We start from the raw sequence: 13821 nt of genomic DNA, 5'->3' as shown, positions 1-13821 counted from the left end.
ACCTCTCGGAGATGAACACGGAGCGTTTTTTCGAGATCCGTAAAGGGATCATGCTGAACTTTATGACCGCTCGAGACCAGTACGACGAACTGATCGAGCCTGACCAGGGACACCTGATGTTCGACGGGGAGGCCATCCACTGGGTTATCGATGGCGAGCGGCGCATGTCTATCACGATCAACTGGGCGATCCAGTTCTGGCTCAACGATGGCAGCATCGTCGAGAACCCAGCATTGGGCACCGGGCCGGGCGCAGCTTGATCGCAAGACTGCAAGGTATCAAGCCATGGCGTCCAATGCCTCAAGGAGACGACGCACTTCCGGGCTGCTTACCGTGGACGGTGGTGCTTCTTCCCTGATCTCCGGCGGCATGGGCCAGGCCCACAGCACTTGCACATGCGAGGTCTTCTGCTTCCTGTTCCAGAACTCTTCGTGGCCTCCGATCAGGAGGCCGCGTGATTCGATGCGCAGGAGCCGCGCCGAGAACAGTTCGACGATCGGGACGGCACTGCCTGAGGGCGGCATCAGCAGGCAGACCTGCTTACCGCGTCCGTCGCGGCCTTGATATGCGCTTTCCCGCATCAGAAGATGGCCCGCGAGCGGAACTTCCGCCCGCAGCTCTTCAATAGGAAGCCGGACCCCTTGGCGCCGAAGTCGAACTGCCCGAACCAACATGATGGATACTGTATTTGCATACAGTATAGCGGAGCTCCAACTTCAAAGGGCTCGCATGCTGCTGGACCTGAACGACGCGTCGACGATCGTCGAGTGGTGGGCTGTCTACCCACAACGGCATGGTGCGCTTCTTGCGGACTGGGCCCAGCGGCGGCCCGAGCACAGGGGCGCCATCCTGGAAGCTCGACGTCGCATCAATGCCGACCCGGCCAAGCGCGGCCTGCTTGAACGAAGCCGTGCTGAGTTGCGGCGCGACGGCGAGGCAGTCGCCACCCCAACGCATGATGAACTGGCCGCCGGCGAGGTGGAGCCGGCCGCGGCACTATGAGCAACGCGCATTTAGCGGCGGACTTGGCTGCGAAGGCGGTCGTTGACCTTGAGTTCGAGTTCACGCTGCAGGTGGAACTGGCCGAGCACGACCCCGTGATGGAGTCGCTTATGCAGCGGCTGGACGACGCAGGATGCTTTGACACGCTGGTCGGAGCCGGCGCGACGTGCTCAGTAGAACTCCAGTTCATCACGCCAGCGCGCACGGCCCAAGAGGCCTTGAACGGAGCCGCTGCGGCGGTTCAGCGGGCGTTCCAGGGCGCCAAGGTCACACGCATCGTCCCGGCGCCGGACACCCCTTCGACGGGATCGGCATAAGCCATTCAGCTCCCGGGCAGCGGCCCCTTGCGATCATCTTCCTCCTTGGATCGACGCGAGCGGCGACGGATGGCGCGTTGCGTCTACTTGTTTTCCGGAAATCGTTCGTTCGTAGAGTAGGACGGATTTCAGCGGACTTTTCGCGGGGAACCAGGGTTCCAGACGGTTTTGGCCCCTTCGGATGGGGTCCACGTCGCATTCCTGCGCTCAGGTTGAATAACCAGACATTAACCAATCTCATTGCAACGCGCAATTTGGCTCTTGAAATCTCTTATCGTAATACGTACCATCTGCATTACGTATCACATACGAAATTGGCGGCGGACATGGCACGACCAGGCGTGAGCAAGGCAGAAGTACAGCGAGCAAGGATGGGCCTAATGAAGGCCGGTAAGCACCCGTCGATCGATGCGATCCGCATCGAACTGGGCAACACCGGCTCGAAGGCCACCATCTACCGCCACCTCAAGGAGATCGAGGCCGACGAGGGCGGCGTCAGCTCCCCACAGGCGTCGGTCAGCGAGGAACTGCAGGCGTTCGTGGCCAACTTGGCGGGACGGCTGGAGTACGAGGCAAAGGAGCGGCTGGACATACTGCAATCAGGACACGCTGCCCAACTCAAGCGCGTCTGTGAGGCGCTGGAGCGGACGCAGGCCGACGCGCGCACAGCGCGCCTGGAGATCGAGCGCCTGGCGGCCGAACTCGCTGGCGAGCGCGCGCGGAGGCAGGAATTGGAGGCTGATCTGGCGGCAACCCGCCTGGAACGCGCTGAGCAGACCGCTCAGCTCGGTGCCCAAGTCACCGGCCTCCAGGAGCAATTGAAGGCGGCACGGAGCCACATAGCTTCGCTGGAAGAGAAGCACGACAACGCCCGGGAGGCGCTGGAGCACTTCCGTCAGTCATCGCGCGAACAACGCGACCGCGAGGCGCGCCAGCATGAGCAGCAGCTCCAGTATCTGCAAGGGGAGCTACGCGCGTCCTCCGAAGCGCTGACCGCAAAGCACACCGAACTGCGTAACGGCTTGCAGGAGAAAGCGGACGCACTGGCTCAGTTGACCGGCGTGCGGGCGGAGAAACGCCAGCTCGATGATCTGCTGCGTGAACTCAAACCTGCCGCGCAGCGACTGGCCGCACAGACCCAGGTCGCCGATGATCTGCGGGCCCAGGCGTCACGGGCCAACAGCCAGTACGAAACGCTGCTTGCCCGGGCCACTGCGCTGGGTGAGCGCAACCTTGAACTGGAGCGCCAGCTCGCCGCACTCAGCGCCTCAGCGCAGGCGCAAGATCAGCTGATGAAGGACGTGCTGGCCCGCATCGGATCCGCCGGCAACCCGCCAATGCTTACCCAGGCCGAGTCCTAACCAGCTGCCCTTTCAATGCGATCACCGCCATGCGTCAACTCTTGAATCGACTTGCCCGCGCAATGGGCTACTACACCTTGCAGGATGTGGGTGTCGCGGAACGCCGAGCTCGCGAGGCAGTACGAGCAGGGCGGAGGCGACCTAGCTGTTGCAAAGTTCTGGATGGATAAGTGGGCCGACGAATCTTGCAAGTGATCAACTGAAATGAAACTCATCTCTGCGCTTACGCTTTTGACGGGGGTGTTGGCGTCGGCGGTGCTGTTGAATTGGTTGCCACCCGCCCCGTTTCGAATTTTGCTAGGGGTGGCCGTGACGTCACTGTTTGTCATTAATCTGCGCTATGCGGTGAAAGGGTGGGGGATTCCCGAGATCTACCCTAACCCCCGCACCAGGCGGCTTTTGCTTATTGCCGAAGCGGGGTGCTCCGTATTGGCGTTGATCGCCCTCGTGAGATGAGCAAAGGGCGAGATCGCGCCGGCCGCTCAGTTCGCGTTTGACTTGGCCAAGCGGTAGACCATCACTCAGGGTGGCAGCGAAGCCGTACCTAGTACTTCGATCACATGCTTCGCCCTCGCCGCGACTTCCGCCGGCGGCGTCACCTCGGCGGCAGGGTCGACCGGGAGCTCCACAGGGCCCAGTTCACGATCCTGCCGTCGTGGGCCTGGAGATCGTGCGAGATGTCGCAGCGACGAACGAACCGATCAACCGCGCCGAGGGTGACGTGGCTCAGGCGGACCTGGCGCGAACCGCCACCGGTCGCCTGAGCACGTTCGACTCCGGTCGCCCCCGCGTGTGCTGCATGCAGCAGAATAGGAACGCAAGGGAGGAGAGAGGCCTTGATTCACAAAAACACCGTGTTCGTTCTAGGCGCCGGCGCTAGCTACCCCTATGGCTTTCCCCTGGGCGTCAAGCTGCGCCAGGACATCATGAAAGTGCCGGCGACGTACCTGCACGATGTGAAGTTTCTTGATCGGCCCAAACCCATCGCCGTTGAACCCTCGACGACCGAGTTTTTCCAGGCCTTCATCGAATCAAAGGCGCCGTCCATTGACGCGTTCCTCGCGAATCGCATGGAGTTCGCGGAGATCGGCCGAATTGCCATCGCCAAGGTCTTGCTTGGCTACGAGGTAGTTCATCGGTTGTTTGACGACGCCAACGACGACGATTGGTACGCAGCCGTGTTCAATGCCATCCGTTGTCCTCGCGAGCACCTGGGCAGCAACAAGGTCTCGTTCGTCACCTTCAACTACGACCGTTCCTTGGAACTGGCACTGTGGAGCTTCCTGCGGCACACGTACAAGCTGACCGATGACGAAGCGTGGACAGCGACAGCGCAGTTCCCGATCGTCCACGTGTATGGCAGCCTGGGTAGCCTTAACCCCCAATCGCAGAACTTCGTTCCCTATGGGCTGGGCGGATTGCGCGACTCCGGTATCTCCTCGGCCGACGAGCAGCATCGTCAGCGCTTGGTAACCAAAGCCGCGGCGCAGATCCGGGTGATTCCCGAGCACCGCGGGGACCAGCACTCCGAGGGCTTCGATCGGGCCAAGAAGATCATCTCGGAGGCCGAACGCCTTGTCTTTTTGGGCTTCGCGTTTGACGACCTGAACGTGACCCGGCTGAGCCCGGACCTGCAGGGCGCGATGAACGCAATCGTTGATGCCCTCGACGGTGATGCCCCTCGCTTGGCCGGCACGGTCTTTGGCTTGCGGGATGCCGAAATCCGTCGCGTCGCCAGGCTGATCACACCGGCGTCCAAACGCTTGTCCACCATGCAAGGCCTTCATGCGATGAGATCCACCGACATGCTGCGCCACACCGGCATCCACATCTGCGACTGACACGCCGGCTGCCCTTGCACATGGGAACGCACAAAGAGCATCACTTCATCCCGCGATTCCTTTTGAGCCGCTGGGAAGGCAACGCAAACGGCCGCCTGTCCGCCATGCGATGGCTGCGGGGCGACATCTCCGAAAAACGCTACAAGGCGAGGTCTGTTGCGAAGGAGCGCGACCTCTATGCCATCGGCCGCGAGCGTGGGGAACCGAACCAGGTTCTTGAGCGAGAGTTCATGACGCTGCACGTCGACGAACCCGCGTCGCAGGTTCATCGAGCAATCTTGGACGATCAGCTCAACCGCCTCACCGAACAACAGCAGTACGCGTGGACGCTCTTTCTGGTGTCGCTGGCCCTACGCGGTCCGGGCACGGTTGCGCATGTGCGCGCTCGTGGCATCGAGGCCCTGGGCGACGAGCTCGACACCTGGCCCGACGACTTCCTGGATTCGCGCGGTCCGCAGCCCGAGGCAAGCCTCAGGCGCTACGTGGAAAAGAACTCCCCAGACCTGCTCAACGATTTCGGCACGCGCTCGCTGCCGACGCTTATCCAGACCTCGGCGCTCAACCGGACGATCTTCGAGGCTTCGTGGGTGACAAGGCGGTTCACTGGCACCTCGGAGCGGCTGCTCATTGGGGACCGGCCGCTGACGCTGTTCGGCGCGCTCAATGACAACTTTCTGCTGTACCTACCAGTGGCTCCGGACCGGGCCTTCCTGGCGTTCAACTCTCGCGAAACGGCCCGCCGCATCGTCAAGAAAGGGGACGTGGTATTCCTGAGGGAATTGAATCGCTTCATGGTCGAGCAGGCAAGCGTCTACGTCTACGGCACCGATCTCGCGCACAAGCGCTTGTTGCAAGCCCGTCTGGCCAAGGAGGCCGCCGACGCGGGGCTTGGCCTCGGCCCACGCCCGCAACCAGCGGCGGTCAACGCGGATGCGGGCCTCGCCGCCGCGCTGAACACTCAGAACGCATCAGAAGAGACACCCCGCACTCCAACGAAGGGGCAGCAGTGGCGAAACCCTTGATGGGACGTGCACTCCTGTGGGCCACGGCGCTCACGGACTGCCGGGACTGTCTCGATCTGGCGCAGCGGCTGCAGGGCCTTCCGGCAAGTGAGGCTCTGCACTCAACCGAAGCGCAGAGCGCGGCGCGGCACCTAATCCGGCTGGCGATCGTGTATTTCGGGCAGCTTTATACGGTCGGCTACGAGGATGGCGCCGCAGTCGCTTCGAACAAGCAGATGGCGGTGGAACTTGACGCGCTTGAGCGGGAGGCTTTCCCGCATCACGTCGATCTGGCCAAGTTCCAGGCTCTGCGAGACCTCCTCATGGAACTGCGCCACGGCACGATCGCCCACGCGGACGGAAAAGCTTTCAGCGTCCAGCATGAAAGTAATTCGGCCCGGGCACTAACCCCGCTCCTGGACCCCGCACTACATGACGAGTTCCGCGACTCGTGCGCCAGGCTGATCGTTGCGCTGCTACGCCACGCGGCGAAGATCGCTGACGTCCCTTGAGCTTCCTCCTCGGTTCGGCGCCACAGGGGATTAGAAGCAGCAGTATCGCGAGCGGCGCTGCTCGTGCCGCCAAATCCGGAAAACAGGCCTCCGGCCCGGTTTGCAGGCTCCGTAGCATTTTCCGCATGAGCAAGCCGAACCGCGCCTCGCGCACGACGACCGCCCGTTCCTCCGAGGCCACGCCGCCCCAGGGCGAGCACGCCTACCTCTGGTATTTCCGCAATGACAGTGCAATCGCTCGCTTGGGAGCGATGCTGGTCAACAACCTCGACAAGATGCCCTGGCGCATGCTCGGGACCATCCTGGTGGTCTCGATCATCGGCCAACCGGGTGTGGAACTTGTAGAGCGGAGCACGCGGCGCCTGGTCAGCGCCGAAGCTGTGGCGGTGGAAACCGACCTGTCAAAGAAGCTGCTCCGTTGTACCGACTCGGCGGCATTCAAGCCGAGTGCGGTGAGGGATTCGCTCCATCGCAAGCTACGGAGCAAGAACTTGGAACGCGAGGGCCTATGCGACGCGACATCGGAAGCGTTGCAATCGCGTTTGAAAACACTTGAAAAATCAGGCACATAGAGCACTTCTTGCGGATTTTTCAAGAATCACGGCCAATCCTCGACCTGCGCCGCATCGAGGCGCTCGCGCCGACCACGGTGGTGCCGGGTCATGCCAGGCCGGGCGCCGCCGAGGACCTCAGCGCCGTGCGCTTCAGCCTCGACTATCTCGAGGCCTACGGCGAAGCGCTGTCGAAGGCCGCCGACTCGACCGCCCTCATCACTGCGATGAAGCAGCGCTACCCCCAGGCGGCCGGCGACGACGTGCTGGCCCTCGGCGCCAAGGTGAACAAGGGCGAGATGCCCTGGGACGCGGTCACGGTCTGCCGCTGAGCCCCGGGACACCGAGCCGCCTGGCCAGGCGCAGGAAGTTGCTCCGATCCATGCCCGCCTCGCGGGCGGCGGCGGCCATCGCCCCGCCGTGCCGCGCGATGGCGGCTTCGATCCACTGGCGCTGGAAGCGGTCGGTGGCTTCGCGGAGGCCCAGGCCTGGGGGCGATCCCGAGGTGCCCACCTCGTGACCCCGTTCCTGACCCCGCTCCGGGTCCTGTTCCGGGTCCTGTTCCGGGGCCTGCGCGCGCCGAGGATCCGCGTCGTGCCTCGCCGCCGGTGAAATAGGTGGGGCGGACGACATGGCGGCAGGACGCGCGGTCCCGACGTCCGCCGTCAATCCCAGATGCGCTGGCTCGATCGCGATCCAGCGCCCTCCCCGGCCCGCCGACGACAACGCGCGCAACGCGGCGCGGCTGATGAGGTGCTCCAGCTCGCGCACGTTGCCCGGCCAGTCGTAGGCCAGCAGGGCCTCCGACGCGGCCGGCGACAGGCGCAGGTTGCGCGCGCCGAGGCGGTGCTGGTTCTCCTCGAGGAAACCGCCGGCCAGCGCCAGCACATCGCGGCCGCGCTCGCGCAACGGCGGCACGTGCAGCGGATAGACCGACAGCCGGTGATACAGATCGGCGCGAAAGCGGCCGCGCGCGACTTCCTCGCGCAGGTCGCGGTTGGTCGCCGCGATCACGCGCACATCGACCTTCTGCACTCGATCGCTGCCGGGCCGCTGCACGTCGCCGCTCTGCAGCACCCGCAACAGCTTGGCCTGCACCGGCAGCGGCAACTCGCCGACCTCGTCCAGCAGCAGCGTGCCGCCGTCGGCCAGCTCGAACTTGCCGCTGCGGTCGGCGACGGCGCCGGTGAACGCACCGCGCTTGTGGCCGAAGAGCTCGCTGTCCGCCAGCGTCTCCGGCAGCGCCGCGCAGTTGATCTGCACCAGCGGGCGGTCGCGCCGCGGCGAGCGCGCATGCAGCCGTTCCGCCACGAGCTCCTTGCCCACGCCGGTCTCGCCGAGGACCAGCACCGTCAGGTCGGAGCCGGCGACGGTGTCGATCTCCTCCCGCAGCCGGACCATCGCCGCGCTGCGGCCGAGCAGCTCGCGCGATCCGCCGCGTGAGGCGGCGCGTGCCAGCGCCTGTTCCTGCTCGGCGCGGCGGGCCAGCTCGGCGATGGTCTCCTCGGCGGCGATGCCGGCCTCGAGCAGTCGGACGATGCCCTGCAGACGGCCGTCGTCGACGCCGTCGAAGGCGCGCGGGTCCATCGCATCCAGGGTCACGAGGCCCCAGATCCGTCCGTCGACGCGCACGGGTGCACCCATGCAGTCGTGCACCGCCTCGAGTTCCTGCTGATGTTCCAGCAGCCCGTCATAAGGATCAGGCAGGCCCGCGTCGGAGGGAAAGCGCAACCCCTGCCGGCTGTCCATCAGACGCGCCAGGCGGGGATGCGCCGCCACCGGGAAGCGTCGACCGAGCGCCTCCTCCGCGAGACCATCCACCGCCACCGGTTGCAGCACGGGCGCGCCTTCGCCCGGCAGCAGCCGCAGCAACGCGGCGGCGTCGCATCGCACGAGGCCGCGCACGGCGGCGAGCAGCTGGCGGTAGCGGGAATCTGGTGTCACTACGACCTGTTCGTTGTCATTTGGACTGCGCCCGATGTTCGGTCATTTGGACCTTTTATGTCCATCGGAAAAATCGTAGTCATTGAAAATCAACAAGTTGCGACTTATTTATAAAGTCGCGAGCGCTGGCACGGAACGTGAGATGAGGGTTGCATCCTCAACGACTCCGGAGTCCAGAAGCTCATGTTCAAGCCCCAGACCATCGCCCTGATCCAGGCCACGGTGCCGCTGCTGAAGTCACGCGGCGAGGACATCACGCGGCATTTCTACCGCGCGATGCTGACCGAGCATCCCGAACTGAAGGCCTTCTTCAACGAGGCGCACCAGGCCGAAGGCACGCAGGCGCGGGCGCTGGCCGGCGCGGTGCTGGCCTACGCGAGTCACATCGACCGCGTCCACGAACTGGCCCCTGCCCTGCCCCGCATCATCCAGAAGCACGTGGCGCTGGGCGTGCAGCCCGCGCATTACCCGATCGTCGGCGCGTGTCTGCTGGCCGCGATCCGCGAGGTGCTGGGCGCGGACGTCGCGACCGCCGAGATCATCGCCGCCTGGGCCGAGGCCTACGGCGCGCTGGCCCAGCTGCTGATCGACGCCGAGGAACAGGTCTACGCCGCCACCGCCGCGCTGCCGGGCGGCTGGCGCGGACAGCGCACGATGGTCGTCGCGCGCAAGGAACGCGAGAGCGAGCTGATCACCTCGTTCTACCTGGAGCCGGTGGACGGCCAGCCGCTGCCGCCTTTCCATCCCGGGCAATACCTGACCCTGGTGCTGGACATCGACGGCAGGACGGTGCGCCGGAACTACTCGCTGTCGGATGCGCCGGGCAAGCCCTGGTACCGCGTCAGCATCAAGCGCGAGGACGGCGGGCTGGTATCCAACTGGATGCACGACACGGCCGAGGTCGGCAGCCGGCTCGACGTGCAGGCGCCGGCGGGCGAGTTCACCCTCGACGCCGCGGCCACGCGCCCGCTGGTGCTGGTGACCGGCGGCGTGGGCATCACCCCGGCGATGTCCATGCTCGAATCGACGGCGGCCAGCGGCCGGCCGATCCGCTTCATCCATGCGGCGCGCCACGGCGGCGTGCATGCGTTCCGGGAGCGCGTGGACCTGCTCGCCGCCGCGCACGAGAACGTCGAGGCGCTCTATGTCTACGACGCGCCGCGCGAAGGCGACGAGCCGCACGAGGTCGGCCACGTCACCGATGCGCTGCTGGCGCGCCACCTGCCGGAGGATCGCGACGTCGACCTGTACCTGCTCGGGCCCAAGCCCTTCATGCAGGCGGTCTACCGGGCCGGCCGCTCGCTGGGCATCCCGACGACGCAGCTCCGCTACGAGTTCTTCGGCCCGGCCGAGGAACTGGTCGGCGCCTGAGAGCGCTCTCCAATCGGCATCGGACGTCGCGTCCTTGACGCGGCGTCCGGCGGTCTCCCGCTAGCATGGTCCGATCCCCTGCACAGTGCCCGCACGCGGTCCGCCGCGCCAGGCCGGTGACAGGGACGACAGCAACGACTGAAGGAGACTCGCATGGATTGCCTCACCCTGACCGAAGAAGCCGGCGTCGGCCATCTGGTGCTGAACCGGCCGGACGCGATGAACACGATGTCGCCACAGCTGTGGCGCGAGCTGGAGACGGTGCTGGCGCAGCTCCACCGCAGCCCGACGCTGCGGGCGCTGGTGATCTCGTCGACGGGCAGGCACTTCAGCGCCGGGATGTCGCTGGAGGTGTTCCAGAACGGCGGCATCCAGCTCGACGACCGCAGCGCCGAAGGCCGCGCGGCGATCGTCGACCTGCTGGCCGACATGCAGCGGGCCTTCAACCAGCTCGACGAGCTGCGCGTGCCCACGATCGCGGCCATCCAGGGCGGCTGCATCGGCGGCGCGGTGGACCTGGTCGCGGCCTGCGACATCCGCTACGCGGAGACCGGCGCGTTCTTCTGCATCCAGGAGATCAACATCGGCATGGTGGCCGACCTGGGGACGCTGCAGCGGCTGCCGAAACTCGTGCCGCTGGGGGTGGTCAAGGAACTCGCGTACACGGGCCGCCGCATGCCGGCGGCGCGGGCGCAGGCGGTGGGCCTGGTCAACGATGTCTTCGCGACGCAGGCGGAATGCGTCGAGGCCGCGCTGCAATGCGCGCGCGAGATCGCGCAGAAGCCGCCGGTGGCGATCTGGGGCAGCAAGCAGGCGATCCATTACGCGCGCGACCACGGCGTCAAGGACAGCCTCCAGCAGATGGGCTGGCTGCAGGCGGCGATCTGGCAGAACAGCAACCTGATGGAGGCGTTCGCGGCGGCCCAGGCCAAGCGGCCGACGGCGTTCCCCGACCTGGCCGCGCTGAAGTACTTCCGGGAAGGCTGAGCGCGATCGGCGCGGCGACCTACCACGCCCGCGGCGCCCGCCGCTCCTGCCCCGTCAGAAGTTCGTCGCCGCGAACTTGACTTCCAGGCCGGTCAGCGTGGCCACGGCCTGGGCGCAGTACTCCCCGCGGTCGGTTTCGCGCCGCAGCATCGCCTCGAGTTCGGCCGCGGGCACGCCCGGGCTGTACAGGAAGCCCTGCAACAGGTCGCACCCGAGGGCGCCCAGCACGCGCTCCTGCGCGTCCGTCTCCACGCCTTCTGCGACCACCTTGAGCCGCAGCGTGCGGGCCATCTGCACGATGGCCTGGGCGATCGCGCGGTCCTCGACGTCGTCGGCGATGCCGCGCACGAAACTCCGGTCGATCTTCAGCGTGTCGACCGGGAAACTGCGCAGTTGCGACAGCGACGAATAACCCGTGCCGAAATCGTCCACCGCCAGGCGCACGCCGCGCGCCTTGAGCGCCCTCAGCATCCCGGCGGTCCGGCCCCCGTCCTGCATCAGCATGCTTTCGGTGATCTCGAATTCCAGCCGCGTCGGATCGACGCCGGAGTCCGCGATCGCCGCGTCGATGTCGGCGAGCATCGAGGGACTGCGGAACTGGGCCGGCGACAGGTTGATCGCCATGCCGATCGCGGGCAGCCCCTCGCGCTGCCAGGCGACCAGCTGTTCGCAGGCCTGGCGCATCACCCAGCGTCCCAGCGGGACGATCAGGCCGGTCTCCTCGGCGATCGGGATGAACTTCACGGGCGAGATGCTGCCCAGTTGAGGATGCTTCCAGCGCACCAGCGCCTCGACGCCTTCGATCAGTCCCGTGTGCGCCGAGACCTTGGGCTGGTAGTGGACGGACAGCGCCTCGGCCTCGACGGCCTGGCGCAGCGCGGCCTCGAAGGCCAGCCGCTCGACGGAATGGCGGTTGAGGTCCTCGGCGTAGAGCTTGAAGGTGCCGCCGCCGTCCTCCTTGGCGTTGTGCATCGCGATGTCGGCATGACGCATCAGCGTCTCTTCGTTGCCGCCGTCCTTGGGACAGAGCGCCACGCCGACGCTGGCGCTCAGGCGCAGTTCGTTGCCGCGGATGCGGCACGGCGCGCCCAGCGTGTCGATCAGGTGACGCGCGGTCGCGCCCAGGGCCGCCGGATCGAGCTCGTCCAGCAGCAGGGCGAATTCGTCGCTGCCCAGGCGCACGACCATCCGGTGCGCGCCGACGGCGGCCTGCAGGCGTTCACCGAGCAGGCTCAGCAACTCATCGCCGACGCCGTGCCCGAGCGAGTCGTTGACGTTGCGGAAGCGGTCCAAGCCCAGCATCAGCAACGCGAAGCCGCGATCCGACGCGGCAGCCCAGGCGATCTGCTTGCTCAGCAGCCGCGACAGCGACGCGCGATTGCCCAGACCCGTCACGGGATCGGTGAAGGCCAGGCGCTCGACCTGGGCCGCCGCCTCCCTCGCCATCTCGCTTTCCAGGCGCAGCTCGAGCGTGGTGCGCTCCAACGCCTCGGCCATGCCGTTGAAGGCGCGACCCAATGCGGCAACCTCGGCGGTTCCCTGCGGGACCAGCCGGGTGCCGAGACGGCCCTCGGCGAAGGCGTCGACACCGGCGCGCAGATCCTCGATGGAGGCGGAAAGCCGGCGCGCCCAACGCGTGCCGGCCAGGGCGACCCCCAACATCACCGCCAGTCCGGTCAGCGCGATCGCATACAGGCGCGGGGCGCTGTCGGCGATCAGTTGCCGGGCCAGGCGGCTGGATTCGAGCGCGAGGACGCCGGTGACCGGGGCATCCGGCGCGGCGGACGCCCGGACGGCGACCGCCATGAAGCGGGCGCCCTCGGGATGTTGGGCGCTCGTCTCGGTGAAGCTGCGCGGCATGCCGTCGCGCAGCACCTCATCGATCGTCGTGGACTTGTCGTCGACATAGAGCGAGCCGATCTCGGCCGGCACGACGCTGGCGAGCGTGCGGCGCTCGCGGTCCAGCACGAAGAGGTCGCGCTGGTCGACGCCATGGGTGCCGGGCAGGAAGTGCAGCGTGTGGCTCGTCGACGCGGACATCGTCTGTGCCAGCGACAACGCGAGGTTGCGTGCCTCGACCTGCGCGGCCTGCTCCAGGGATTGCCACTGCACCGTCAAGGCGGCGCCGGTGATCAGGGCCACGGCGGCACACGCCACGGCGACCAGGCCCATCAGCTTGCGCTGGATGCCGCCTGCCGGCCCCGCCCACCGCCGCCAGCGGTCCACCGGCGCGGCACGCGCTTCCTCGACGGCGGCGGGCGGCGCGCCGCGGGACGGCCTCTCCGGCGGGAACGCGATCTGGGCGTGATGTGTCATGGTGGGGCTCCGCGAAGGGGTGCGAGCTGGGACCTGGGCTGATTGTTCCGACCGGGTCCCCGCCTCACCAGCGGCGGATATCCTCAACGCGCGTCAGCAAGTTGCCGACAGCCTGCCCCCCAAAAACGACAACGCCCGCCCTGCTGTCGCAGGAGCGGGCGTCGCCCAGTGACGGCAAGCCGGGAGGCTTACTTGTTCACCGCATCCTTCAGCGCCTTGCCGGCGGTGAACTTCGCGACCTTGGAGGCCGGGATGTCCAGCGCTTCGCCGGTGGCGGGGTTCTTGCCGGTGCGGGCAGCGCGGTCGCTCACCTTGAAGGTGCCGAAGCCCACCAGGGCGATCTGGTCGCCGGAGGCCAGCGCTTCGGTGATGGTTTCCAGGGTCGCGTCCAGGGCGGTCGCGGCCACGGCACGGGTCACGCCAGCCTTGGTGGCGATGCCTTCGATCAGTTCACTCTTGTTCATCAATGCTTCCAGTAAAAAACCAGGTTCCGGCGAGCCGGGGCCGGCGATTATCAGCCAGTCCTGACCCCCGCCTGTTTGAAGACGCAACCTGAGGCCGGCTTCACCCCTCAAACGTCCGCATGGCGGATTTCATCGCCCGTTTGAGCGACATTCC

16 protein-coding genes are annotated in these 13821 nt (G+C 66.5%); 12 read left to right on the top strand and 4 right to left on the bottom strand.

Features of this window, described 5'->3' with window-relative positions; all coding sequences use genetic code 11:
• Positions 1-11: 11 nt before the first annotated feature.
• Positions 12-260 carry a hypothetical protein gene (locus tag ACQ86G_RS21035; protein WP_431257147.1) on the top strand — a complete coding sequence of 83 codons (249 nt, stop codon included), beginning with the start codon at positions 12-14 and terminating at the stop codon, positions 258-260.
• 18 nt (positions 261-278) lie between these two features.
• Here the strand turns inward: ACQ86G_RS21035 and ACQ86G_RS21030 are convergent, their stop codons facing one another.
• A complete protein-coding gene (locus tag ACQ86G_RS21030; RefSeq protein WP_431257146.1) occupies positions 279-674 on the bottom strand; it encodes a hypothetical protein in 396 nt (131 codons plus the stop codon).
• A gap of 55 nt (positions 675-729) precedes the next feature.
• On the opposite strand from ACQ86G_RS21030, the gene ACQ86G_RS21025 reads away from it, so the two are divergent.
• From ACQ86G_RS21025 to ACQ86G_RS20985, 9 genes are all read left to right on the top strand, one after another.
• Positions 730-1002, top strand: coding sequence for a hypothetical protein (locus ACQ86G_RS21025; protein ID WP_431257145.1), 273 nt, complete (start codon positions 730-732; stop codon positions 1000-1002).
• Positions 999-1319, top strand: a complete 321-nt coding sequence (locus tag ACQ86G_RS21020; RefSeq protein ID WP_431257144.1) for a hypothetical protein — start codon at positions 999-1001, stop codon at positions 1317-1319. The genes ACQ86G_RS21025 and ACQ86G_RS21020 overlap by 4 nt, the downstream gene beginning before the upstream one ends.
• A 326-nt stretch (positions 1320-1645) precedes the next feature.
• Entirely contained in the window at positions 1646-2680 is a 1035-nt protein-coding gene (locus tag ACQ86G_RS21015) for a DNA-binding protein (protein WP_431261459.1), read from the top strand.
• Positions 2681-2884: 204 nt separating this feature from the next.
• Positions 2885-3136 carry a hypothetical protein gene (locus ACQ86G_RS21010; RefSeq protein WP_431257143.1) on the top strand — a complete coding sequence of 84 codons (252 nt, stop codon included), beginning with the start codon at positions 2885-2887 and terminating at the stop codon, positions 3134-3136.
• 380 nt (positions 3137-3516) lie between these two features.
• On the top strand, positions 3517-4521 hold the full coding sequence (locus tag ACQ86G_RS21005; RefSeq protein ID WP_431257142.1) for a hypothetical protein: 1005 nt from the start codon (positions 3517-3519) through the stop codon (positions 4519-4521).
• Positions 4522-4541: 20 nt separating this feature from the next.
• Positions 4542-5543, top strand: coding sequence for a DUF4238 domain-containing protein (locus ACQ86G_RS21000; RefSeq protein ID WP_431257141.1), 1002 nt, complete (start codon positions 4542-4544; stop codon positions 5541-5543).
• Entirely contained in the window at positions 5543-6034 is a 492-nt protein-coding gene (locus ACQ86G_RS20995; RefSeq protein ID WP_431257140.1) for a hypothetical protein, read from the top strand. The genes ACQ86G_RS21000 and ACQ86G_RS20995 overlap by 1 nt, the downstream gene beginning before the upstream one ends.
• 125 nt (positions 6035-6159) lie before the next feature.
• Entirely contained in the window at positions 6160-6606 is a 447-nt protein-coding gene (locus ACQ86G_RS20990) for a hypothetical protein (protein WP_431257139.1), read from the top strand.
• A gap of 8 nt (positions 6607-6614) precedes the next feature.
• Positions 6615-6917: a hypothetical protein gene (locus ACQ86G_RS20985; protein ID WP_431257138.1), complete on the top strand. Its 303-nt coding sequence runs from the start codon at positions 6615-6617 to the stop codon at positions 6915-6917.
• Here ACQ86G_RS20985 and norR read toward each other — a convergent pair.
• The gene (gene norR / locus ACQ86G_RS20980; RefSeq protein WP_431257137.1) at positions 6901-8529 is read right to left on the bottom strand and encodes a nitric oxide reductase transcriptional regulator NorR; all 1629 of its coding nucleotides are present in this window, start codon (positions 8527-8529) and stop codon (positions 6901-6903) included. The genes ACQ86G_RS20985 and norR overlap by 17 nt on opposite strands.
• A 183-nt stretch (positions 8530-8712) precedes the next feature.
• Between norR and hmpA the strand changes: the two genes are divergently transcribed.
• Positions 8713-9900, top strand: coding sequence for an NO-inducible flavohemoprotein (gene hmpA / locus ACQ86G_RS20975; protein ID WP_431257136.1), 1188 nt, complete (start codon positions 8713-8715; stop codon positions 9898-9900).
• 153 nt (positions 9901-10053) lie between these two features.
• Entirely contained in the window at positions 10054-10887 is an 834-nt protein-coding gene (locus ACQ86G_RS20970; RefSeq protein ID WP_431257135.1) for an enoyl-CoA hydratase-related protein, read from the top strand.
• A gap of 54 nt (positions 10888-10941) precedes the next feature.
• Here the strand turns inward: ACQ86G_RS20970 and ACQ86G_RS20965 are convergent, their stop codons facing one another.
• Both ACQ86G_RS20965 and ACQ86G_RS20960 read right to left on the bottom strand, forming a co-directional pair.
• A complete protein-coding gene (locus ACQ86G_RS20965; protein ID WP_431257134.1) occupies positions 10942-13203 on the bottom strand; it encodes a putative bifunctional diguanylate cyclase/phosphodiesterase in 2262 nt (753 codons plus the stop codon).
• Between the two features lie 188 nt (positions 13204-13391).
• Complete coding sequence (locus tag ACQ86G_RS20960) at positions 13392-13667, bottom strand: HU family DNA-binding protein (RefSeq protein ID WP_067272237.1); 276 nt, start codon at positions 13665-13667, stop codon at positions 13392-13394.
• Positions 13668-13821: the final 154 nt, after the last annotated feature.

The sequence above is a fragment of the Roseateles chitinivorans genome (assembly GCF_050632145.1).
GTDB classification, from domain to species: Bacteria; Pseudomonadota; Gammaproteobacteria; order Burkholderiales; family Burkholderiaceae_C; genus Roseateles; species Roseateles chitinivorans_B.
Note: the sequence above shows the minus strand (reverse complement) of the source record. Positions and strands in the feature narration are given on the sequence as shown.